The sequence below is a fragment of the Pseudomonas sp. NFPP04 genome (genome assembly GCF_900113815.1).
Classification (GTDB): Bacteria; Pseudomonadota; Gammaproteobacteria; order Pseudomonadales; family Pseudomonadaceae; genus Aquipseudomonas; species Aquipseudomonas extremorientalis.
Map to the genome: position 1 here is coordinate 377325 of NZ_FOQS01000001.1, position 22298 is coordinate 399622.

Here is a 22298-nt window from a genome sequence, read left to right on the forward strand (position 1 = left end):
AGGGAAAAAGGGTTACCAGTACTTGAGTTGCAACGTGGCACTGCCATCGATCGGCAGCTCGTCCAGCAGGGTCAGGTCGCGGGCCGGGGCGATGATGGTGAAGGCCCGCAGGCGAGCGCTGAGCTCGGTGATGGCAATGGGGGTATAGGGGGCGCCCGCGGCGGCGAAGGCGGTGAGTGCGGCGTGCCCCAGGTAGGACGACGGCCCCCAGCTGGCACCGCCGTCCCGCGACATGATGGCCTGCACCGGTGTCGAATCCGCCACGGGTTCGAACAGTCCGAGCGCGACGCTGCCCAGCATCTGGTCATCGTTGACCACTCCCAGCCCGTGGAACACCGGATTGATGGCCGACGTTCCGCCACGGTTATCGACGGTGGTCAGGGTGAAATGCGTGGCGCCCTCGCAATGCACATCCAGTTGCATTTCACCGGGGAGCAAACGGGTCGGCAGATCGATGTCCAGGTCCCGACCGGTCAACTTGCCATGATCGACGACGCCCTCATTGGACAGGCTGGGGGTGCATGAACTGGGCGTAATGGTGCCCGAGACATTCAGGTCGGTAGTGCTGGCTGCGAAGGCTGCGGGAGCGCAGGTACTCAGTAACAGGGCAAGTGTGGCGCAGGTGTTTCTGTCCATCGGCACGGGTCCTTGTGTGAAGGGAAAGCAGTGGGGCTTACAGGTAGCGCAACTCCAACGTGGCGGAGCCGTCGAGGGGTTGTTCCTCGGTCAGGGTCAGGGTGCTGGTGGCGGCGATGACCGCGTAGATGCGCAGGTCGCTGCTCAAGGCGCGGATCGGGATTGGCGCCCAGGTCCCTGCGGCCTCAGTGCCGAATCCGGCCAGGCGGTCGCGGGTCCATAACGCGTTTTCGCTGCTCTGCTGCCAGGTGGCACCGTTGTCCCTGGATGCGAGGGTGGCGACCTGCACGCCGTCGGCGGTGGCGTTGTTCAGGCCCAGGTCAAAGGCACCTACCCGTTCGGTCTGGTTGATCAACCCCAGTCCATAGGAGGTCGGGCCGCCGATGGAGCTGCCGTCGCGGTTATCCAGGCCGATGAAGGCATACAGCGTGGCGGCTTCGCACTCCACGCCCAATTGCAACGTCGCGGGCGGCAACGCCTTGGCGCTGTGTTCGTAGAGATCGGCGGCGGATATCTTGCCAAAATCGACCACCCCGCCGCCGCTGAGCGAAGGGGTACAAGCGCTTGGCGTGATCAGGCCGGAGACGTTCAGGTCGGTGCTGCTGGCAGCCAGCAACGGGGTTGCAGTGGTCATCAGCAAGGTAGTGAAGAGCAGGGCATATTGGGCTTTCATGTGAACAGCGCATTCCTGGGCGAAGTGTTGGCACGAAGGGCAGTCAGTGGCTCGGGCGGGGCGCTGGCGTCGCGATATTGGAGGGATGTTGTAGGCGGCGACGCGCCTCTTGTTGCCTTGAGCCGGGACATATTTAACGCCCGTTCCCCTGGGGGCTGGAATGCAACAATTACGATAATGGCGCTGCCTGATACCGCTGCGATTTGCTGTTGGAATGTGCAGATCAACATGTAAGGAAAGTGGCTTAGTCGTAGTTGTTGTATCGCTCAAACTCATTCGTTCGGATATTTTTCGCGCTCTTTTTTAATCGATCCGGCTTCTTTTGAATGAAGCGGAATGTCTTTGCGCGAAAAGTTCGAGTGAAATCGTCTGACAGGCCATAAACCTTTTCAGGCGTCTCCTTGCGCCAGGTAAGCCTGGTGAGCTGATCGCTCTGCATGAGGTTGTTATGCCGGGCAATGCTCCACGTCGTTATTCACGAAAGGCTTCGCCCCCGGCTGATGTTCCCGCCCACTGGCAGCAGGCCCGGGTCCTGGTGGTCGATGATCATGCAACCTATCGATTGCTGGTCGGGTCATTGCTGCAGATGCTGGGGGTCGCCCACGAAGCCTGCGGCGATGGCCGCATGGCGCTGCACGCCTTGGAGACGGGGCATTTTGACTTGGTCATTACCGACTGCCGAATGCCGGTGATGGATGGCTTCGCCATGACGCGTGAATGGCGTCGACGCGAGTACGGCAAGAGCCGGCCTGGTATCCCCATCATTGCCATGACCGGACGCCTGGGGCCGGAAGAGATTCGCCGTTGCCTGGAATCCGGGATGGATGGGTGGCTGGTCAAACCCATCAACCTGGGCCAGTTGCACGAGTTACTGACGCAGTGGCTGGCGCCGGCGCCGTTGCTCTGCGCCCGTGGCCGGCAACCGCAGTCGCCGCGTCGTCGACGGGAACGATTCCCTTCCCGTGACAGCCTCATCGCGACCTTTGGCTCCTGGTCGGTGGTAGAGGCGATGTTGACAAGCCTGCTGCGAGAGGCCCGCGACGACTTGGAAGTGCTGGTGCAGGCGCGTATCAGCGGCGACGCCACGCTGACCTCGCAGCGCTTGCACCGACTGGCGGGCAGCGTGGCGTTTCTGGGAGCGACGGTTTTGGAGCGGCGGGCCGCGGTGTTGATTGACCGGGTACAGGCCAATGGGGTGGGAAGGAATCGGCAGGCATTGGAGCGATTCCACCGCGATGTCGAGTGTTATCTGCAGCGGTTGCATCAACTTTAAATTGAGATGCTTGTAAGAAGTTTCTTTGCTGATATGTAGGATTTATCTGTATGTAGTTTCCTTTTGTTTTGTGGGTTAAATGCCGACTTCCAGCGACGTGGGGGGTAACGCGCAATCACCCAGTTATTTCAGGTTGTTACATGAGGCAGAGCGCGCTATTTTGCGTAAATTCAAATTGCCATCACGGATAGTGTCGATGATTCGCATAATTATTGCTGACGATCACCCTATAGTTCGGATTGGGCAAAAAGTGGTGATCGAGGCAAGTGGTAAATACAAAGTCGTAGGAGAAGCCAACGGGCCGGATGAGTTGTTGGCACTGGTGAGCGGTATCCCGTGCGATATCATCGTGACCGACTTTGCGATGCCAGGGAACCAACAGGCAGATGGGTATGGCTTGTTGGGCTTGTTGCATCGGCAATACCCCAAATTGCCGGTGATTTTGGTGACGATGTTCGCCAACGTTGTGACGCTGCGCGAAGCGTTTGCCCATGGTGCGCGGGCGATCGTGGCCAAGAGCGCGTCGGCGAGGGAGCTGCCCCTGGCTCTGCGGGCGGTGGTCGAGGGGCGTACTTTTGTCAGTGAGTGCCTGCGCCTGCAGATGGAGCAAGCCGACTTGGCGCATCCGTCCCAGCCGCAATTGTCGGGCAAGGAGCGGGAGGTGGTCAGAATGCTCGCCAGTGGCATGACCGTCAGCCAGATTGCCGCACGGGTCAACCGCAGTATCTCGACCATCAGCAAGCAGAAAAGCACGGCCATGCAGCGTTTGTGTATCTCCACCGATGTGGATCTTTTTACCTACGCACGGCAAAGCGGCATGGTGCCTTAGTTGGGGTGAATAATGGATAAGTTGCAGTTTTGTTACAGGCTTGATGGTGATTCGTATTAGTTGTATGGGGGGATAAGCGTTGGCAGGTTAGTGTGTGTTCATGTACCCGATAGTTATAAATCGGCGACATAAAATACCTATGTCCAACACTGAGCTGAATACAGAGCAGCGTCTTGTTATAAGGCAAGATGCAAGTATCTGTATTGGCTTGAATGCGAGCACTTGAATCAATGAAATACTCACTGTCCCTTATTTCCTCCGTACTCCTGATCACGGCGAGTTCGAACTTGTTTGCCGCGTCCACCATAGACCTGAGCGTCGTGGGTACATTGACCCCTTCCGCCTGCACGCCAGCACTGTCACGCGCAGGAGTGGTCGATCATGGCAAGATTTCCATCGGCGATCTTTCTTACGACGCTTACCTGCCTGAGGCCACGCTGGCGTTGAGTGTCAACTGTGAGGCCGCGACATTGATGGCGGTCAAGGCCACGGATAATCGGTCCGGCAGTGCCTGGTTCGGTAGCGATACCGATGCGGTGTTTGGTTTGGGTTTCTACGGCGGGACCTGGCGCTTGGGCGGGTATCGGTTGATGGTGAAAAACGTCCAGGCCGACGGTGCCGTGGCCCCGGTGATCGAGTCCGTGGATGGCCAGACCTGGTTTCCCATCTCGCAAGATCAAACCTGGCAACCGCTCTGGATGCGCTCTGTAGGTGCGCCCGGTGAAGTCGACGCCATGCCGGTGCCGGTCCAGAACCTGGCGATGGACGTGATGGTACAGACACGGGTCAGAAAACCCAGGGGCGCCATCACCGAAGAGATCCCGCTGGACGGCAGCGCCACCCTGGATATCGTCTACCTCTGACGCACTCTCGCTTATCCATCGGGTGAATGAACATGGTGTTTCCAGGCGCCGCGGATTATCGTGCTGGCCTTATGCCGATAATTGCGGAGCCTGTTCATGAGTGATGCCCACAACGCCTTGATCACCGAGTTCTACAGCGCGTTCCAGCGCCTGGACGCCGAGGCCATGTCGGCCTGCTACACCGACGACGTGGTCTTCAGCGACCCGGCCTTCGGCGAACTGCGCGGCCGCGATGCCGGTGACATGTGGCGCATGCTCACCACCCGCGCCAAGGATTTCTCCCTGACCTTCGACAATGTGCGCAGCGACGACCGTAGTGGTGGCGCTCACTGGGTGGCGACTTACCTGTTCAGCGCCACTGGCAACACAGTGGTCAACGATATCCAGGCGCGCTTTGTGTTTCGCGACGGCAGGATCTGCGAACACCACGATCACTTCGACCTGTGGCGCTGGTCGCGCCAGGCCTTGGGCACCAAGGGGTTGTTGCTGGGGTGGACGCCGCTGGTGAAAAACGCCGTGCGTGCCCAGGCGCGCAAAGGCTTGAAGGCATTCCAGGCCAGTCGTTGATAAGCTTGGCAACTCCTATGCCTTGCCGAATCGATCCGTGAATACGCCTGACCCCAAACCCTGGTTCGTCTACCTGGTGCGCGCCGCCAATGGCTCGCTGTACTGCGGCATCAGCAATGACCCGGTGCGCCGGTTCGCCTCGCACCAGAGCGGCAAGGGTGCGCGGTTTTTCCTGTCCAGCCCGGCGGTGGCGCTGGTGTACACCGAGCAATGCGCGAGCAAGGGCGAGGCCCTGCGTCAGGAACGGCTGATCAAGAAGTTGAAGAAGAGCGCCAAGGAGTGCCTGGCGGCAAGTGGCTCATTGATTTGACTGATGAGTTCCCATCATGCCCGCGCCAGGGTTTGCAGGCTAAGCTAGCGATTCACTTCTCTCGCGGAGCCTGGCATGTCTGAGTTGATCCTCCACCACTACCCGCAGTCCCCCTTTGCTGAAAAAGCCCGGCTGTTGCTGGGCTTCAAGGGTTTGTCCTGGCGCTCGGTGCATATTTCGCCGGTGATGCCCAAGCCAGACCTCACCGCCCTGACGGGCGGCTATCGCAAGACCCCCGTGCTGCAAATCGGTGCCGATATCTACTGCGACACCGCGCTGATCGCCCGGCGGCTGGAACAGGAAAAAGCCGCTCCGGCCCTGTTTCTCCAAGGCCTGGAACTGGTCATCCAAGGCTTCGCCGCCTGGGCCGATTCGGTGGTGTTCTCCCATGCGGTGGCGCTGGTGTTCCAGCCGGAATCACTGGCGGTCAAGTTCGCCAAGGTGCCGCCGGAAATGCTCCAGGTGCTGGTGGCGGATCGCAGTAAACTGTTCAGCGGCGGCACGGCGACTCGGGTGCAATTGGATGTAGCCAAGCATCAATGGCCGGCGATTGTTGGCCGCATCGATCAGCAACTGCAGCACCAGGCCGGGGATTTCCTGTTCGGCGAGCCGTCGATTGCCGACTTTGCCCTGGCCCATCCCCTGTGGTTCCTCAAAGGCTCTTCAGTGACGTCGCCTTTGGTAGACACCTATCCCGCCGTTGCCGCCTGGTTGGATCGTGTGCTGGGTTTCGGCCACGGTACCTCCACTCAGATGAGCGCCGAGCAAGCCCTGGACGTGTCGCGCAATGCGACGCCGGCTGCTCTGCCCGAAGAACTGTTTGAAGACTTGAACGGCTTCAAGGCAGGCCAGCAGGTGACCATTTCGGCGACCGACTACGGCACCGACCCGGTCGCCGGCGAACTGCTGTTTGCCGGGCGTGAAGAACTGATCCTGCGCCGCACCGACGAGCGCGCGGGCACCGTGCATGTGCATTTCCCGCGCATCGGTTTTCGCATCCAGGCGCAGTAGGGAAAAATATTTGCAAATAAAAGTGAGGTAAATCCACCGCCCAACCGTGTAGTGCTTGAAACTGCGATCTATTCGCATTAACAGCGTTTTCTACACGGGTTCTCACAGCATGAAGTCAGCGGCGGGCGGTTGGGTTAAACAGTGGCTGGGAGCCTCGGTATTGGCGGTATCGGGTCTGGCGGTGCTGCCCTTGAGCATGGCGCAGGCACAAGAGCAGCAAAGCGCCCAGTTCACCTTTGCCCTGGCAGCCAAGCCGCTGCCCCAGGCCCTGAGCGATTTCAGCCGGGTCACCGGGATCAGCGTGATCTACACCGACGAAGCGCCCTACGGCATCAAGGCCCCGGCGGTCAGCGGCCAGATGAGCGCGATCCAGGCCCTGCAGCGCCTGCTGGGCAATTCCGGCCTGACCTTCCGCCAGATCGACGCTCGCACCCTGGCCTTGGAGCCGGTGCCCACCGAAGGCGCGGTCAACCTCGGCGCCACCACCATCAGCGGTGCCAGCCAGGTCCAGGACAGCACCAGCTACCAGCCACCACCCACCAGTTCGGTAATGCGCTCCCATGGCCTGCTGCTGGAGACCCCGCAAACCGTCAACGTGGTCCCCGCCCAAGTGCTGCGCGACCAGACCCCGCGCAACCTGGATGACGCCCTGGGCAATATCAGCGGCATCACCCAGGCCAACACTCTGGCCAGCACCCAGGACGCGGTGATGCTGCGCGGCTTTGGCGACAACCGTAACGGCTCGATCATGCGTGACGGCATGCCCATCGTGCAGGGCCGTGCGCTGAACGCCACGGCGGAGCGGGTCGAAGTGCTCAAGGGGCCGGCGTCGTTGCTGTACGGCATCCAGGACCCGGGCGGCGTGGTTAACATCGTCAGTAAAAAGCCTGAACTGGTCCAGTCCACCGCCCTGACCGTACGCGGCTCCACCTTCGGTGACGGCAAGAACGGCAGCGGCGGCAGCCTCGACACCACCGGCCCGATTGGCGACAGCGGCCTGGCCTATCGGCTGATCGTCGATCATGAAGACGAAGATTACTGGCGCGACTTCGGCACCCACCGCGAGAGCCTGATCGCGCCGTCGCTGGCTTGGTATGGCGACAGCACCCAACTGCTGTTCGCCTATGAGCACCGCGAGTTCCTCACGCCGTTCGACCGTGGTACCGCCATCGACAAGTCCAACCACCCGCTGGACATCCCGGCCACACGTCGTTTGGATGAACCGTTCAACAACATGGAAGGTCGCTCCGACCTTTACCGCTTCGAAGCCGACCACGACCTGAACGACGACTGGAAAGCCCACTTCGGCTACAGCTGGAACCGCGAGACCTATGACGCCAGCCAGGTGCGCGTCAGCGCGGTAAACACCAACGGCACCCTGACCCGCAAGATGGATGGCACCAAGGGAGCGATCACCACCGACCGTTTCGCCACTGCAAGCCTGGAAGGCAAGGTCAATGTGTTCGGCCTGCAGAACGATGTGGTGTTCGGCCTGGATGATGAGTACCGCAAGATCTACCGCGCTGACCTGATCCGCCAGAATTCGCGCGGCACCTTCAACTACAACAACCCGGTGTATGGCAACGAAGTGGCGGGCACCACCGTCAGCCCCGCCGACAGCGCCCAGACCGACCTGCTGCGCAGCGACTCGCTGTTCTTCCAGGATGCGATTCACCTCAACGACCAATGGATTTTTGTCGCCGGCGCGCGCTACCAGATGTACGACCAATACGCTGGCAAAGGCGTACCGTTCAAGGCCAACACCAACGGCAATGGCCAGGCCTGGGTGCCGCGTGCTGGGCTGGTGTACCGCTACACCGATGAGTTGTCGTTCTATGGCAGCTACACCGAATCGTTCAAGCCCAACTCCACCATTGCTGCCTTGGCCGACGGCAGCACGCTGACTGGCGACCTGACGCCCGAGAAATCCAAGTCCTGGGAGCTGGGGGCCAAGCTCGACATCCCTGGGCGCATCACGGCCAGTGCCGCGTTGTTCACCATCGACAAGCGCAACGTGCTGGTATCGGTCGGTTCCGGCGCGAACACTATCTACAGCATTGCCGGCCAGGTGCGTTCCCGCGGCCTGGAACTGGACGCCACCGGGCAACTGACCGACAAGTGGAGCCTGATCGGCAGCTACGCCTACACCGACGCCGAAGACATCAAGGACAAGGACCCGACCCTGGAAGGCAACCGCCTGCAGAACGTGGCCAAGCACACCGGCTCGCTGTCGGTGGCCTATGACTTCGGCAACGTGTTCGGGGGCGATCAGTTACGGGTGGGGACCGGCGCGCGGTATGTCGGCGAGCGTGCAGGCGATGCCGCCAACGATTTCACCCTGCCGGGGTACACCGTGGCGGATGCGTTTGCCACGTATGACACCAGGATTGACGGGCAGAAGGTCAAGTTCCAGCTCAACGTGAAGAACCTGTTCGACCGCGTCTACTACACCTCGGCGGCCAGCCGGTTGTTTGTGTCCATGGGGGATGCGCGTCAGGTGTCGGTGTCGAGCACCCTGGAGTTCTGATGCGCCTATTGTGTGGCGAACTGGCTTCCGTGGTGAGCAGGCTTCTGTGGCGAGCGGGCTTGCCCCGCGTTGGGCCGCGCAGCGGCCCCAAACCTGGTCGGTGAGAAATAACTGGTATAGCGCGGTGTTCTGATGGGGGCTGCTGCGCAGCCCAACGCAGGGCAAGCCTGCTCGCCACAGGGGGAGGGAGCTGTTAGCGTTGCTGCCACTGACCGCTTTAGGAAAACGCTACTGATGTACTTTGGAAAATGGATATCCACCAGCGGGATGCTGGTGGGCTTGAGCTTATTGCTGGGTGGCTGCGCGAGTGTTTCCCAGACGTCCACCCCAACCATCATCGACCAGTTGATGGCCGACCCGGCCCTCAACGGCGCCACTGTGTCCCTGATGGTGCGTGATGCCCGCAGCGGCAGCACCCTCTATCAACACAACCCGCGAACCCGCCTGATTCCCGCATCCAATCTCAAGCTGCTCACCACCGCAGCGGCGATGGATGTGCTGGGGCCGCAGTATCGTTTTTCCACGCAACTGTTGAGCAACGGCACGCAACAAGGCGAGCGTCTCAGCGGCAACCTGTACCTCAAGGGCCTGGGCGACCCGACCACGCAGTTCGCCGACTACCAGGCATTGGCGGCACAGCTTGCCGGCCAGGGCGTGCGTCAGATCCAGGGCGACCTGGTGTTCGACGATAGCTTTTTCGACGCCGAACGCCTGGGCGTGGATTGGGCCCAGGACGACGAAAGCACCTACTACGGCGCGCAAATTTCGGCGCTGACCGTGTCACCCAATTCTGATTTTGATGCGGGCACGTTGCTGGTCACCGCCAAAGCCCCCGCCGTGGTGGGTCAGCCGGTCAGCGTGTTGGTGAGTCCGTCCACCGACTACGTGCAACTGGACAACCGTGCTGTCAGCGGCCCCGGCAACAATTACGGCATCACCCGCCAGCACGGCACCAACCTGCTGCAACTCACCGGCGCGTTGGCGCCGGGCAAGCAAAGCCGGCAGTGGGTGAGTGTGTGGGAGCCGACGCAACTGGTGGCGAATCTGTTTGAGCAAGCACTGGCGCAGCAAGGCATCCAAGTGCTCGGGCGTCGTGTGATCGGCGGTGCCAGTCCTGCGACGGCCAAGGTCGTGGCGGAACATCAGTCGGCGCCATTGCAGGAGCTGATCACGCCGCTGCTCAAGCTTTCGAACAACAACATGTCCGAAGCCTTGCTCAAGGCCATGGGGCGCAAGACGTCCAATGCGGGCACGGCGCAGGCGGGGGTGGCCGCGGTGGCGGACTTCATGCGGCGTCAGGGCCTGGACCCGACGACTCTCAGCCAGGTCGACGGTTCGGGCCTGTCGCGGCGTAACCTGGTGTCTTCCCAAGGCCTCACCGATCTGCTGCTGGCCACCGCCAGACAGCCGTGGTTCGACGCCTGGTACAACGCCTTGCCGATTGCCGGCAACCCGGACCGCATGACCGGTGGCAGCCTGCGCTATCGCCTGAGTGGGACGCCTGCGCAAAACCACCTGCACGCCAAGACCGGCTCCATGGCCGGCGTGTCGTCGCTGAGCGGCTACATCAGCGACGCCCAGGGCCGGCGCCTGGTGTTTTCAATGATCAGTAACAACTACCTGAGCAGCGCCGCGCCGATCCGCGCCCTGGAGAACCGCGTGGCGTTGGCCCTGGCCCAATGGCACGATTAGCTCAGGGCTGATAACCCATGCGCCAACTCACGGCCCGGGTCGCCGCCAGCAAGCGCTGCGCCGCCGGGCCGTCTTCATCGGCATGGAACAACGAGGTGGGGCCGACCACGGTCATCACCGCAGCCACTTGGCCGATGGCGTTGAACACCGGTGCGGACAGCGCATCGACGCCGGGCATCAACAAACCATGCACAAAGTGCAGGCCACGGCTGCGGATCTGTTCGCAGGTGATGGCGTAGGCCTGGTCGTCCGCCAACGCATGGGCGATGCCGGCCTGGATCTCACGTTCGCGCAGCTCCACGGTTTCCCGCGACGGCAGGAAGGCGCTGAACACCAGCCCGGTGGACGAACTGAGCAACGGCAGCACCGAACCCAATTGCGTCACCACCGTCACCGCGCGCACCGCCGGTTCGATCTGCACCACGGTCGCGCCCTGGTTGCCCCACACCGCCAAAAAGCAGGTTTCATTCAATTCATCGCGCAACTCCGCCAGGGGCAGTGCGCCGACTTTCAGCACGTCCATACTGCCCAGCGCCGCCAGGCCCACACGCAACGCTTCGCGGCCCAGGCCATAGTGGTTGGTGGCGGTGTTCTGTTCGGCGAAACCCGAGGCGATCAGCGCCTGCAGGTAGCGGTGCACCTTGCTGGCCGGCATCTGTACGTGTTCGGCCAGGCGTGACAGCGACGTGGCCGGGGACAACTCGGCCAGGGCCTTGAGGATATCGGTGCCCACTTCGGCCGAGCGGACTTTCTGTTTACCGGTGTCGCGGGGCTTTTCCATGGAGGGACGAGAATCCGAGAGATGAATGGGCGTCTTTATAGCTTGACGGTCGATAGTGATCAAATTACGTTATGCGTAACTGGATTACGATAAAAACAACTTCCGTGCAGAGGATGATCCATGAACCTCGAATACCTGTCGGGCTTTGGCAATGAATTCGCCAGCGAAGCCTTGCCCGGCGCACTGCCCGTCGGCCAGAACTCCCCGCAAAAAGCGCCCTACGGTTTGTACACCGAACTGTTCTCCGGCACCGCGTTCACCATGGCCCGCAGCGAAGCCCGGCGTACCTGGCTGTACCGCATCCAGCCGTCGGCCAATCACCCGGCGTTTATCAGGCTTGAACGACAGTTGGCCGGTGGTCAGCTGGGCGCGGTGACGCCCAATCGCCTGCGCTGGAACCCGCTGGATATGCCGAGCGAGGCGACGGACTTTATCGACGGGCTGGTCGGGATGGTGGCTAATTCCGGGTCAGAAAAGCCCTCAGGCATCAGCATCCATCACTACCGCGCCAACCGCTCCATGGAGCGTGTGTTCTTCAACGCCGACGGCGAGTTGTTGGTCGTTCCCGAGCAAGGCCGCCTGCGCATCGCCACCGAGCTTGGCGTGTTGGAAGTGGAGCCACTGGAAATCGTCGTGTTGCCTCGTGGCCTGAAGTTCCGCGTCGAGCTGCTGGACGCGCAAGCGCGCGGTTACGTCGCCGAGAACCATGGCACACCCCTGCGCCTGCCGGACCTGGGCCCCATCGGCAGCAATGGCCTGGCCAATCCGCGTGATTTCCTGACGCCGGTTGCGCACTATGAAGATGTGAAGAAACCGACGACGCTGGTACAGAAATTCCTCGGCGAACTCTGGGCCTGCGAGCTCGACCATTCCCCACTCAACGTGGTCGCCTGGCACGGCAACAACGTGCCGTACAAATACGACCTGCGCCGTTTCAACACGATTGGCACCGTCAGCTTCGATCACCCGGACCCGTCGATCTTTACCGTATTGACCTCGCCCACCAGCACCCACGGCCTGGCCAACCTCGACTTCGTGATCTTCCCGCCGCGCTGGATGGTGGCCGAGAACACCTTCCGCCCGCCGTGGTTCCACCGCAACCTGATGAACGAATACATGGGCCTGATCCAGGGTGCCTACGACGCCAAGGCCGAAGGCTTCCTGCCGGGGGGCGCATCTCTGCACAGCTGCATGAGCGCCCACGGCCCGGACGGCGAGACCTGCACCAAGGCCATCAACGTGGAGCTGGCGCCGCACAAGATCGATAACACCATGGCGTTCATGTTCGAGACCAGCCAGGTGCTGCGCCCGACCCAGTTCGCCCTGGACTGCCCGCAACTGCAACCTGCTTATGACGCGTGCTGGGCCTCGCTGCCCGCTACCTTCAACCCGAACCGGAGATAACCCATGACGCAGCCCACACTCACCCGCAGCTGGGTGGCCTCCGCCAACGGTCACACCGATTTCCCCTTGCAGAACCTGCCACTGGGTGTGTTCAGCATCAACGGCGGTGCGCCACGCAGTGGCGTGGCGATTGGTGACTCGATCCTGGATCTGCATGCCGCCATCGACGAGTTCAGTGGTGATGCCCGCCGCGCCGTCGAGGCTACCGCCGGTGGTCAACTGAACGCATTTTTTGAACTGGGCCGAGGCCCGCGCGTGGCCCTGCGCGAGCGTCTGCTGGAACTGCTGGCCGAAGGCAGCCCATTGCAAACCCGCGAGGCACAGGTACTGCACCGCGCCGCCGATTGCCGGATGCACGTACCGGCGCAGATCAACGACTACACCGACTTCTATGTGGGCATCGAGCACGCGCAGAACGTCGGCAAACTGTTCCGTCCCGATAACCCGCTGCTGCCCAACTACAAGTACGTGCCGATTGGTTACCACGGCCGCGCCTCGACCATCCGCGCCTCGGGCGCCGACGTGCGTCGTCCCAAGGGCCAGACCCTGCCGGCCGGCCAGACCGAGCCGACCTTCGGCCCGTGTGCACGCCTGGACTATGAGTTGGAACTGGGTATCTGGATCGGCCAGGGCAACGAGATGGGCGATTCGATTGCCATTGGTGACGCGGCGGACCACATCGCCGGTTTCTGCCTGCTCAATGACTGGTCGGCGCGGGATATCCAGGCCTGGGAATACCAGCCATTGGGGCCGTTCCTGTCGAAAAGCTTCATCACCACCATCTCACCGTGGGTGGTCACGGTCGAGGCACTTGAGCCGTTCCGCACAGCGCAACCGGCGCGCCCCGAAGGCGACCCGCAACCGCTGCCGTACTTGCTGGATAAACGCGACCAGGCTGCGGGCGCCCTGGATATCGAATTGGAAGTGCTGCTGACCACCGCCGCGATGCGCGAACAGAACCTGCCGGCATTCCGCCTGGCCCTGAGCAACAGCCTGCACATGTACTGGACTGTCGCGCAATTGGTGGCGCACCACAGCGTCAATGGCTGCCAGTTGCAGGCCGGTGACCTGTTTGGTTCGGGCACCTTGTCCGGGCCGCAGGCGGGCCAGTTCGGCAGCCTGTTGGAAATGACCGAAGGTGGCAAAAAGGCGGTCGAGTTGCCGTCCGGCGAGGTGCGCAAGTTCCTTGAGGATGGCGACGAAATCATCCTGCGCGCCCGCTGCCGCCGTGAAGGCTTTGCCTCCATCGGCTTCGGCGAATGCCGTGGCACCGTGGTCGCGGCGCGCTAGGAGGGCCCGGCGATGGAACTCTACACTTACTACCGTTCCACTGCGTCGTACCGGGTGCGCATTGCCCTGGCGCTCAAGGGCCTGGATTTCACTGCCGTACCGGTCAACCTGCTGGTGCCGGCGGGCGGTGCCAATCGCCAGCCGGAGTACCTGGCGATCAATCCGCAGGGCCGTGTGCCTTCGTTGCGCACCGATGAGGGCGAGCTGTTGATTCAGTCGCCGGCGATCATCGAATACCTGGAAGAACGTTATCCACAGGCACCGCTGCTCTCCAAGGACCTGGCGACCCGCGCCCATGAGCGTGCGGTGGCCTCGATCATCGGCTGCGATATTCATCCGCTGCACAATTCCAGTACCCAGAACCTGCTGCGCCAGTGGGGGCATGACGAGGCGCAAGTGCTGGAATGGATCGGCCATTGGATCAGCCAGGGCCTGGGTGCGGTGGAGCAGTTGATCGGCGACACGGGGTTTTGTTTTGGCGAGCAGCCGGGGCTGGCCGATACGTTCCTGATTCCCCAGTTGTATGCGGCGGAACGCTTCAAGGTGCGATTGGCGGCGTACCCGCGCATCGGGCGGGTGGCGGCATTGGCGGCGCAGAATCCGGCGTTTGTGAAAGCACACCCCGCCAATCAACCTGACACGCCTTAGGACACACTGTGGAAGGGTGCAAGCCCCTTCCACATTTTGACCTGCAACACCCTTATAAAAATAATAGGTACCTTGCGATGCATAATCAGATTGCCAGCTTTCGCGCGGCACTCGACGCCCGTCCGGTGTCGCGCTACCAGTGGTTGATTCTCCTGTTGCTGGCGCTGCTGCTGGTGACCGATGGCTACGACGCCCAGGTCCTGGGTTATGTGGTGCCGGCGCTGGCCCAGGACTGGGGGCTGGAGAAGGCTGCCTTTGGCCCGGTGTTCAGCGCCAACCTGCTCGGGCTGACCTTGGGCTCGTTGCTGGTCACCCCGCTGGCGGATCGTTTCGGGGTACGCCGTATCCTGCTCGGCTGTGTGCTGATCTACGCCACCCTGACTGTGCTGATGGTGTTCGCCAACTCGCTGACCACGTTGATGGCCGCCCGATTCATCTGTGGCATCGGCATGGGCGGCGCAATGCCGAGTGCGATGGCCTTGATGTCGGACTATTCCCCTCCACGCCTGCGCACATTGATGGTGACTTTGGCGGCTTGTGGTTTCTCGTTCGGCGGCGCGGCGGGCGGGTTTGTGGCGGCGGGGTTCATCGAAGGGTTTGGCTGGCAGGCCGTGTTTCTCGCCGGTGGCGTGACGCCGTTGCTGCTGTTTCCGTTTCTGGTGTGGCTGTTGCCGGAATCCTTGCCGCGTCTGTTGCGCGACGCTCCGCCTTATGCGCGGCTGCAAAGCGTGACGTCGCGGATGTTGCCGGGCTGGCAACCGCCGTTGGCCACCGAGGCGCAAAACCAACAGGAGCAGGGCAGCAAACTGACGGTGGTGGAGTTGTTCCGCAATGGTTATGCACGACCGACGCTGCTGATCTGGGCGACCTTTTTTGTCAGCCTGATCCTGTTGTACTTCATGATCAGCTGGTTGCCGTCGCTGCTGCTGGAAAGTGGGCTGGCGTTGAAAGAAGCCAACCTGGTGACCTCGATGTTCCTGTTCGCCGGGACCTTGGGCGCCATCGGCATGGCCTGGTTCGCCGACCGCTTGAAAAGCAAGGTGCGGCTGTTGTCCGGCGTGCTGGCGATAGCGGCGGTGTGCACCATCCTGCTCGGCCTGAACCATGACAACCCCCGTTACCTGGTGGCCTGTGTGTTTGCAGCCGGGTTTTGCATCATCGGTGGGCAACTGACGCTCAATGCCTTTGCCAGCAATTTTTATCCGGCACAGGTGCGCGCCACGGGGACGGGCTGGGCGTTGGGGGTGGGGCGGTTTGGTTCAATCCTGGGCCCGTTGTTTGGCAGCATGTTGCTGGCGATGCATATCCCGGTGGAGCAGATTTTCTTCTTCTGCGCGATACCGGCGGTAGTGGCGGCGTTGTTGATTATCCAGGTGCGTTCGCCTGGGGCTGGGGGGCCGAAGAGCGCGATGCCCGGCGATATTCTCAAGGCACCGGCCAATCACTGACACTGCGAGCGAACTGGCTGTGGCAAGTCGTGGGTTCAGTGCACCACTGAGTTGGGCGGCAAATGCCCCAGGCGTTCGGTCAGGCGCAGGCGCTGGATCGGGTCTTCGCTGAGCATCAGCGCGTGTTCCAGATCGAAGCGCTCGGCGTTGGGGCAGTCCAGGCGCTGGTACAGGCTGGCCCGTGCCAGGTAATCGGCGGCGCTGGCATTGCCCAGTTCCAGCACACGTTCGGCGTCGACCAGGGCCTCGAGCGGGGCGTCGTTGGACAGGTGCAATTGCCGCAGGTTGCGGGACAGTCGCTGCAGGATCGAACGCGGGTCGGCGGTGTGCAGGTGGTCGGCCTGCAGCTTGAGGTTGGGGCCGTACTGGCGTTGCAGCAGGTCGCGGCAATCATTGGGATACAGGCGCCGGCCGCCGCACGGATCCAACAGGTGATCGGCGCCGGGTACGCGCAGCAGGAAATGCCCGGGGAAGTTCACGCCGACCATGGGGATATCCATCCGTCGCGCCAGCTCCATGGCGATCAGCCCCATCGCCAGGGGTTGTCCGCGCTTGCGTTGCAACACCTTGTCCAGCAAGGCGGCGGCGGGGCGCAGCGGGGTGAATTCATCCTGGGCAAACCCCAGGTCATTCAGGCGCCGCAGCAACGGCTGGCCCAGCTCATCCGCCGGCAGCATGGGCATGCCGATGCTCACCTGTTGTTGCAGCAGCGTCAGCTCCTGCAGGATCACGGATGGCTGCACCGCCGGGTCATGCTCGGCCGCAATCCACAACGCTGCTTCAAACAGCGCGGGCGGGGAGCTTTCCAGGCAGGCGAAAAAGGCTTTGCGGGGGTTCATTGCAATCTCCGGCGGATGCCCCCGTTTTAGCCTTGCTGGGAATTTTCGTCCAGTGGCTTGGGAAATATCCTGCGCGCTTATGTCGCAAGCCCTACCAAATCGGCCGGCTTATTCCAGCGTATTCCGGCAGTTTTCTACCGCAAGCCTATACTTGGCCCACTACCAGAAGTGACTCGGGAGCTTGACGATGTTTGCTCTCATGCACAGCACCCGCCTTGAATCGCTGCACTTGAGCGTCGACCCGGTCACCGGGCTGAAGGCGGTCATTGCCATCCATAACAGCCGTCTGGGGCCTGCCCTTGGCGGCTGTCGCTACCTCTCCTATCCCGACGACGAAAGTGCCGTGGCAGATGCTGCGCGCCTGGCCCAAGGCATGAGCTACAAGGCGGCCCTGGCCGGTTTGCCGGTGGGCGGTGGCACCGCCGTGATCCTGCGTCCCGCTCATGTGGAAAACCGTGCCGCCTTGTTTGAAGCCTTTGGACGTTGCATCGAACAGCTCGACGGACGCTACATCACCGCCATCGACAGCGGCACTTCGGTGGCCGACATGGACTGCATCGCCCAGCACACCCGCTACGTCACCAGCACCACCGCTGCGGGCGACCCTTCGCCCCACGCTGCCATGGGCGTGTTCGCCGGCATCCGCACCACCGCCATGGCACGCCTGGGCAGCGACAACCTCGAAGGCTTGCGTGTCGCCATCCAGGGCCTGGGCAACGTCGGCTTCGCCCTGGCTGAACAACTGCACGCGGCCGGGGCCGAACTGCTGGTGAGCGACATCGACCACGGCAAGGTGCAACTGGCCATGGAGCAACTGGGCGCACACCCCATCGCCAATGACGCCTTGCTCAGCACGCCGTGCGACATCCTCGCCCCCTGCGGCCTCGGTGCCGTGTTCAACCGCCAGAGCGTCGGCCAACTGCGCTGCGCCGCCGTGGCCGGTTCCGCCAGTGCACAACTGACCCACCTCGACAACGCGGATCAACTGGAGGCGCGTGGCATCCTCTACGCACCGGACTACGTGATCAACTCGGGAGGGCTGATCTACGTCGCCCTCAGGCACAGCGGCGCAGAGCTCCCTTCCATCACCGCGCACCTGTCCAACATCGGCACGCGCCTCACCGAAATCTTCGCCCACGCCCAGGCCGAAAAACGCTCACCCGCCCGCGTGGCCGACGAACTCGCCGAGCGCCTGCTTTACCAATAGCCAGGTATTAAAAAGGCCCTGAACCAATGATTCAGGGCCTGTTCAATTCGGGCTTTATTCCGCCGCCGCGTTCAGCAACTCGGACAACGCGTCCGGCTGGCTCTTGAACGCCTTGGCGAACACATCGCGGTTCTTCGCCATGTAGATCCCGGCTTCTTCCACCTGCTGCTCGCTCAGGGACGGCACGGCTTTTTGCAACACTTCTGCGAGCAACTCGGCGAGTTCAAGCATCTTGTCATGACGGTCAGCTTCGGCTTTATCCATGAACAAACGCTCCAGATCTCGGCTGCTGCGGTATACCACTTCGACGGCCATTCACCACCTCACATGCCTTCACGATAGTTGTCTTTTGCGACTACTGTATTTATATACAGCGAAAAGGGTAAGCCAAACCGTGGGGTTTGGGTAGCAGTTTTTTAATGTAGTCTGGAAATACGGGATTGGAGTGCCTCATATCACCCCGCCATCATCTTATACCTGCCCCTGGCCTTTTTTCTGCATGCAGAACAACCGTCACGTCCAACCCGCATTATCCGGTCGAGTCGACCTAAGGAAGCATCATCGTGAAAATCAACTGGGCCGAAAGGCTGCGCCAGCAAGTACATGGTCTGGCCGAGTCCCTGGGCAATCTGTTCGTCGAGTCGTTCCACTACCTGGCGCTGTTCGCCATTGGTGCGGTGACGGCCTGGGCGGCGGTGATGGAGTTTCTGGGGATGCTGGAGAACGGACACATCAAGATCGATGACATCTTGCTGCTGTTCATCTACCTGGAATTGGGCGCGATGGTGGGGATTTACTTCAAGACCAACCACATGCCGGTACGCTTCCTGATCTACGTGGCAATCACTGCGCTGACGCGTCTGCTGATCTCCAACGTGTCCCATCACAACCCGCCGGATGTAGGCATCATCTACCTGTGCGGTGGGATTCTGCTGTTGGCGTTCTCGATCCTGGTGGTGCGCTATGCCTCATCGGCATTCCCTTCCGTGAAGGTCGAAGGCCCGCGTCGCAAGGGCGAGGCGAGCCTGGAAACCGAGAAGGGCGAGCTTTAAAGCCCGACGCTGAAGGGCAGGGTACGGGCAGGCGGGCGCTGTAGCACTTTGTGGTCGCCATCCGTCATCACCGTGAGGATGTCCATGGCGCTGTGGCCCTGCTCGATGGCGATGCCGAACTGGATGCTCTGCACCAGACGCTTGAGCCGCTTTGGATCATTGCGTTGCTCGGCGCTGATCATGCGTTTGGCTACCACGCCCTGCTCGTTGGAGAGGGTCAGCATGATGCTGCCGTCCAGGCGTTGGATGCTCAGATTGACGCGGTATTGCGGGGTGAAGGTATCGGTGATGATCTGAAAAGGATTGTCCATGGTGTGTTACCGCCTGATAAGAACATGCAGTCATTGACGACCGGTGTCGGGATTAGTTCGCGTCTCCTGACCACCGGCCACTTCGTCGTTGAGGTTTAACAAAGTCCGTTTGCCTCATGAGCTGTACAGCAAAGGCCGTGCCGTGTGGAGCGCGTATCCCAATGTGGGAGGGGGCTTGCCCTCGATAGCAGACTTTCAGCCAATGAATACTTGGCTGGAAGACCGCTATCGGTGGCAATCTCCCTCCCACCGTTGTTTTGGGTCGTGCTTGAGTGGGGTGACCTGTTTCAGGGCAGTCCCGAGAAAACGATCGCTGACAGCGCAATCAAGCCAATCAGCACTCCACCCAACTGACCGCCAGGCCGCCCCGTGAAGTTTCTTTGTATTTGTCATGCATATCGGCGCCGGTATCGCGCATGGTGCGGATCACCCGGTCGAGGGAAATGAAGTGCTTGCCGTCACCGCGCAGGGCCATTTGCGTGGCGTTGATCGCCTTGACGGCGGCGATGGCGTTGCGCTCGATGCACGGCACTTGCACCAGGCCACCGACCGGGTCGCAGGTGAGGCCCAGGTTATGTTCCAGGCCGATTTCCGCGGCGTTTTCCAGTTGCTCGGGGGTTGCACCGAGCACGTCGGCCAAGCCGGCGGCTGCCATGGCGCAGGCCGAACCGACTTCGCCCTGGCAGCCAACCTCGGCACCGGAAATGGAAGCGTTTTTCTTGCAGAGGATGCCGACGGCGGCGGCGGCCAGGAAGAAATTGACCACGTCGTCGTCAGACGCGTCGGCGTTGAACTTCATGTAGTAATGCAGCACGGCCGGGATGATCCCGGCGGCACCGTTGGTCGGCGCGGTGACCATGCGCCCGCCGGCGGCGTTTTCTTCGTTGACGGCGAGGGCGAACAGATTGACCCATTCCATGGCGGACAAGGTGGAGGTGATGACATTCGGCTTGCCGATTTCCAACAGGCTGCGGTGCAGTTTCGCCGCGCGGCGTGGCACATCCAGGCCGCCCGGCAGGATGCCTTCATCGCGCAGGCCTTGCTCCACGCATTCGCGCATCACCGACCAGATATGCAGCAGGCCACTGCGGATATCGGCGTCGCTGCGCCACGCACGTTCGTTGGCCATCATCAGTTCGGAAACCCGCAGGCCGTGCTTGTTGCACAAAGCCAGCAGTTCGACAGCGCTGGAGAAGTCGTAGGGCAATTGCACATCGCTGGCCGGTGCAATGCCGGAGGCTGCTTCTGCGGCGCCGATAATGAAACCACCGCCCACCGAGTAATAGGTTTGCTCGCTCAGCAGGCCGTTTTCACCGTAGGCGTGCAGGGACATGGCGTTGGGGTGGTAGGGCAGGCTTTCGTCCAGTAGCAGGAGGTCGGTGTGCCAGTTGAAGGCAATGTCCTGCTGGCCGGCGAGTAACAGTCGGCCGGATTCACGCAGTTGCTGGATATGCGCATTGATCGAGGTGGGGTCGACGGTGTCCGGCCACTCACCCATCAGGCCCATCACACAGGCGCGATCGGTGGCATGGCCTACACCGGTGGCGGACAGCGAGCCATACAAGCGTACTTCCACGCGGCGGGTGCCGCTCAACAATCGTTGGTCGATCAGGGCTTGGGCAAAGGTCGCCGCCGCGCGCATGGGGCCGACGGTATGGGAGCTGGAAGGGCCGATGCCCACTTTGAATAGATCAAAAACACTGATAGCCATGCTAAACCCTTACAAGCAATGGAGTAGGAATCGCTGCCATGTTTTGTAGGACGAGCGCAATTGGCGCGATACTGAGCCTCTGGCACGGCACTGACCAACGAATTATCCTAAGACACCCTTTAGCAGGACTAAACGCTATGATCCGGCCCCTCCATGGCCAGACGTATGTCTGGCTGCACGTTTTTTCCTGTGCTGCGCGGCACCTGTCGTTCACCCGTTGCGCCGAAGAACTGCACATCACGCCGGGCGCGGTGAGCCAGCAAATCCGCCAGTTGGAAGAGCGATTGGGGTTTCGTCTGTTTCATCGACGCGCCCGTGGGGTGGAGCTGAGTGCCGAGGGGCAACGTTTGGCCGCGACGGTGGGCGAGGCCTATGGCAGCATCGACGCGGAGTTGCAGCGCCTGGACGCGGGAATGATCAGCGGCACCCTGCGCCTGCGCTCGATCCCGTCGTTTCTCGGCAAGTGGCTGACCCCTCGGTTACCGCGTTTGCAGCAGCGCTTTCCGGATATCCAATTGCGTATGGTCGCCGAGGACAGCAGCATCGCCTTGCATGAGGGCGACTTCGACCTGGCCGTCGACTTGAACGACGGCAGCTACCCCGGCCTGTTATCCACCGCCTTGCTCGACGAGCAGATCTTCCCGGTGTGCGCGCCGAGCCTGCTACGCGGTCGCCCACCGTTGCATGGGCCGGCCGACCTGGTGCATTTCCCGCTGCTGCATGACATCACCGCCTGGCGTGGCAGTTATGAGTATGCGGAGTGGGAGTTTTACTTGAATGCCATCGGCTACCACGACGCCGATGTGCGCCGTGGCCACACCTTCAACCGCAACCACCTGACCATCGAAGCCGCCATCGCCGGCATGGGCGTGGCCATCGCACGCCGCACCTTGCTCAACGATGAATTGGAGCGCGGCACCTTGATCGTGCCCTTCGGCCTGGCCGTGCCTAACCATAAACGCTACGTACTGCTGTATGCGCCGGGTGCGCTGAGCCATCCGGGCGTGCGTGCGGTACATGATTGGCTGGTGGAGGAGGCGGAGATCTTTCGCGGATTGCACCCGTTGGGAGAGGGGCAACTGTAAGGTTGATTGCACGTAAGAAGATGTAACTAACTCCCCACCCTAACAGCGTTTTTGCTCGTCGTCAGGCTTAATTTGTAATGTAGGATTTATCTTTGCAAAGGGGTTGAATTGTTCTGCGGACTGCTCAATTGTGTAATCAAG

The 22298-nt window shown here is 61.6% G+C and carries 22 protein-coding genes; 15 read left to right on the top strand and 7 right to left on the bottom strand.

What is annotated here, in order from left to right:
* Nucleotides 1-12: 12 nt before the first annotated feature.
* Together BM017_RS01825 and BM017_RS01830 are read right to left on the bottom strand one after the other, a co-directional pair.
* Nucleotides 13-636 carry a DUF1120 domain-containing protein gene (locus tag BM017_RS01825; protein WP_092240891.1) on the bottom strand — a complete coding sequence of 208 codons (624 nt, stop codon included), beginning with the start codon at nucleotides 634-636 and terminating at the stop codon, nucleotides 13-15.
* A 37-nt stretch (nucleotides 637-673) separates the two neighbouring features.
* Entirely contained in the window at nucleotides 674-1309 is a 636-nt protein-coding gene (locus BM017_RS01830; protein ID WP_092240893.1) for a DUF1120 domain-containing protein, read from the bottom strand.
* Between the two features lie 535 nt (nucleotides 1310-1844).
* Here BM017_RS01830 and BM017_RS01840 point away from each other — a divergent pair.
* The 8 genes from BM017_RS01840 (at nucleotide 1845) to dacB (ending at nucleotide 10381) form a co-directional block, all read left to right on the top strand.
* Entirely contained in the window at nucleotides 1845-2582 is a 738-nt protein-coding gene (locus BM017_RS01840; RefSeq protein ID WP_256572925.1) for a response regulator, read from the top strand.
* A 196-nt stretch (nucleotides 2583-2778) separates the two neighbouring features.
* Nucleotides 2779-3411 (top strand): response regulator, encoded by a 633-nt coding sequence (locus tag BM017_RS01845; protein WP_092240897.1) that lies wholly within the window; start codon nucleotides 2779-2781, stop codon nucleotides 3409-3411.
* 230 nt (nucleotides 3412-3641) lie between these two features.
* Nucleotides 3642-4274: a DUF1120 domain-containing protein gene (locus BM017_RS01850; RefSeq protein ID WP_092240898.1), complete on the top strand. Its 633-nt coding sequence runs from the start codon at nucleotides 3642-3644 to the stop codon at nucleotides 4272-4274.
* A gap of 96 nt (nucleotides 4275-4370) precedes the next feature.
* The gene (locus tag BM017_RS01855) at nucleotides 4371-4841 is read left to right on the top strand and encodes a nuclear transport factor 2 family protein (RefSeq protein WP_092240899.1); all 471 of its coding nucleotides are present in this window, start codon (nucleotides 4371-4373) and stop codon (nucleotides 4839-4841) included.
* Nucleotides 4842-4878: 37 nt separating this feature from the next.
* Nucleotides 4879-5151 (top strand): GIY-YIG nuclease family protein, encoded by a 273-nt coding sequence (locus tag BM017_RS01860; RefSeq protein WP_071488606.1) that lies wholly within the window; start codon nucleotides 4879-4881, stop codon nucleotides 5149-5151.
* A gap of 75 nt (nucleotides 5152-5226) precedes the next feature.
* On the top strand, nucleotides 5227-6162 hold the full coding sequence (locus BM017_RS01865; protein WP_092240901.1) for a glutathione S-transferase family protein: 936 nt from the start codon (nucleotides 5227-5229) through the stop codon (nucleotides 6160-6162).
* A 109-nt stretch (nucleotides 6163-6271) separates the two neighbouring features.
* A complete protein-coding gene (locus BM017_RS01870; protein WP_092240904.1) occupies nucleotides 6272-8689 on the top strand; it encodes a TonB-dependent siderophore receptor in 2418 nt (805 codons plus the stop codon).
* Between the two features lie 234 nt (nucleotides 8690-8923).
* Nucleotides 8924-10381 (top strand): D-alanyl-D-alanine carboxypeptidase/D-alanyl-D-alanine endopeptidase, encoded by a 1458-nt coding sequence (dacB, locus tag BM017_RS01875; protein WP_092240906.1) that lies wholly within the window; start codon nucleotides 8924-8926, stop codon nucleotides 10379-10381.
* Nucleotide 10382: 1 nt separating this feature from the next.
* On the opposite strand, the gene BM017_RS01880 is transcribed toward dacB, so the two are convergent.
* The gene (locus tag BM017_RS01880; RefSeq protein ID WP_071488610.1) at nucleotides 10383-11162 is read right to left on the bottom strand and encodes an IclR family transcriptional regulator; all 780 of its coding nucleotides are present in this window, start codon (nucleotides 11160-11162) and stop codon (nucleotides 10383-10385) included.
* A gap of 120 nt (nucleotides 11163-11282) precedes the next feature.
* On the opposite strand from BM017_RS01880, the gene hmgA reads away from it, so the two are divergent.
* The 4 genes from hmgA to BM017_RS01900 all read left to right on the top strand — a co-directional run bounded on the left by hmgA (nucleotide 11283) and on the right by BM017_RS01900 (nucleotide 15952).
* Complete coding sequence (gene hmgA, locus BM017_RS01885) at nucleotides 11283-12566, top strand: homogentisate 1,2-dioxygenase (RefSeq protein ID WP_092240908.1); 1284 nt, start codon at nucleotides 11283-11285, stop codon at nucleotides 12564-12566.
* A 3-nt stretch (nucleotides 12567-12569) separates the two neighbouring features.
* Complete coding sequence (fahA, locus tag BM017_RS01890; protein ID WP_092240910.1) at nucleotides 12570-13856, top strand: fumarylacetoacetase; 1287 nt, start codon at nucleotides 12570-12572, stop codon at nucleotides 13854-13856.
* Between the two features lie 12 nt (nucleotides 13857-13868).
* Nucleotides 13869-14504, top strand: a complete 636-nt coding sequence (gene maiA / locus BM017_RS01895; RefSeq protein WP_092240912.1) for a maleylacetoacetate isomerase — start codon at nucleotides 13869-13871, stop codon at nucleotides 14502-14504.
* A gap of 77 nt (nucleotides 14505-14581) precedes the next feature.
* On the top strand, nucleotides 14582-15952 hold the full coding sequence (locus tag BM017_RS01900) for an MFS transporter (protein WP_092240914.1): 1371 nt from the start codon (nucleotides 14582-14584) through the stop codon (nucleotides 15950-15952).
* A 35-nt stretch (nucleotides 15953-15987) separates the two neighbouring features.
* Here BM017_RS01900 and BM017_RS01905 read toward each other — a convergent pair whose 3' ends face one another.
* On the bottom strand, nucleotides 15988-16791 hold the full coding sequence (locus BM017_RS01905; RefSeq protein WP_092240916.1) for a SirB1 family protein: 804 nt from the start codon (nucleotides 16789-16791) through the stop codon (nucleotides 15988-15990).
* A 187-nt stretch (nucleotides 16792-16978) separates the two neighbouring features.
* Between BM017_RS01905 and BM017_RS01910 the strand changes: the two genes are divergently transcribed.
* A complete protein-coding gene (locus BM017_RS01910; protein WP_071488616.1) occupies nucleotides 16979-17998 on the top strand; it encodes a Glu/Leu/Phe/Val dehydrogenase family protein in 1020 nt (339 codons plus the stop codon).
* A 54-nt stretch (nucleotides 17999-18052) separates the two neighbouring features.
* On the opposite strand, the gene BM017_RS01915 is transcribed toward BM017_RS01910, so the two are convergent.
* Nucleotides 18053-18313: a YebG family protein gene (locus BM017_RS01915; protein WP_003171979.1), complete on the bottom strand. Its 261-nt coding sequence runs from the start codon at nucleotides 18311-18313 to the stop codon at nucleotides 18053-18055.
* A 248-nt stretch (nucleotides 18314-18561) separates the two neighbouring features.
* Here BM017_RS01915 and BM017_RS01920 point away from each other — a divergent pair, with 248 nt between their 5' ends.
* A complete protein-coding gene (locus tag BM017_RS01920) occupies nucleotides 18562-19050 on the top strand; it encodes a phosphate-starvation-inducible protein PsiE (protein ID WP_058427808.1) in 489 nt (162 codons plus the stop codon).
* Here BM017_RS01920 and BM017_RS01925 read toward each other — a convergent pair.
* Together BM017_RS01925 and BM017_RS01930 are read right to left on the bottom strand one after the other, a co-directional pair.
* Nucleotides 19047-19361 (bottom strand): DUF3509 domain-containing protein, encoded by a 315-nt coding sequence (locus tag BM017_RS01925; protein ID WP_092240918.1) that lies wholly within the window; start codon nucleotides 19359-19361, stop codon nucleotides 19047-19049. The two genes, BM017_RS01920 and BM017_RS01925, sit on opposite strands and share 4 nt — an antisense overlap.
* A gap of 334 nt (nucleotides 19362-19695) precedes the next feature.
* Complete coding sequence (locus tag BM017_RS01930; protein ID WP_092240920.1) at nucleotides 19696-21072, bottom strand: L-serine ammonia-lyase; 1377 nt, start codon at nucleotides 21070-21072, stop codon at nucleotides 19696-19698.
* 137 nt (nucleotides 21073-21209) lie between these two features.
* Between BM017_RS01930 and BM017_RS01935 the strand changes: the two genes are divergently transcribed.
* Complete coding sequence (locus BM017_RS01935) at nucleotides 21210-22157, top strand: LysR substrate-binding domain-containing protein (protein ID WP_092240922.1); 948 nt, start codon at nucleotides 21210-21212, stop codon at nucleotides 22155-22157.
* Nucleotides 22158-22298: the final 141 nt, after the last annotated feature.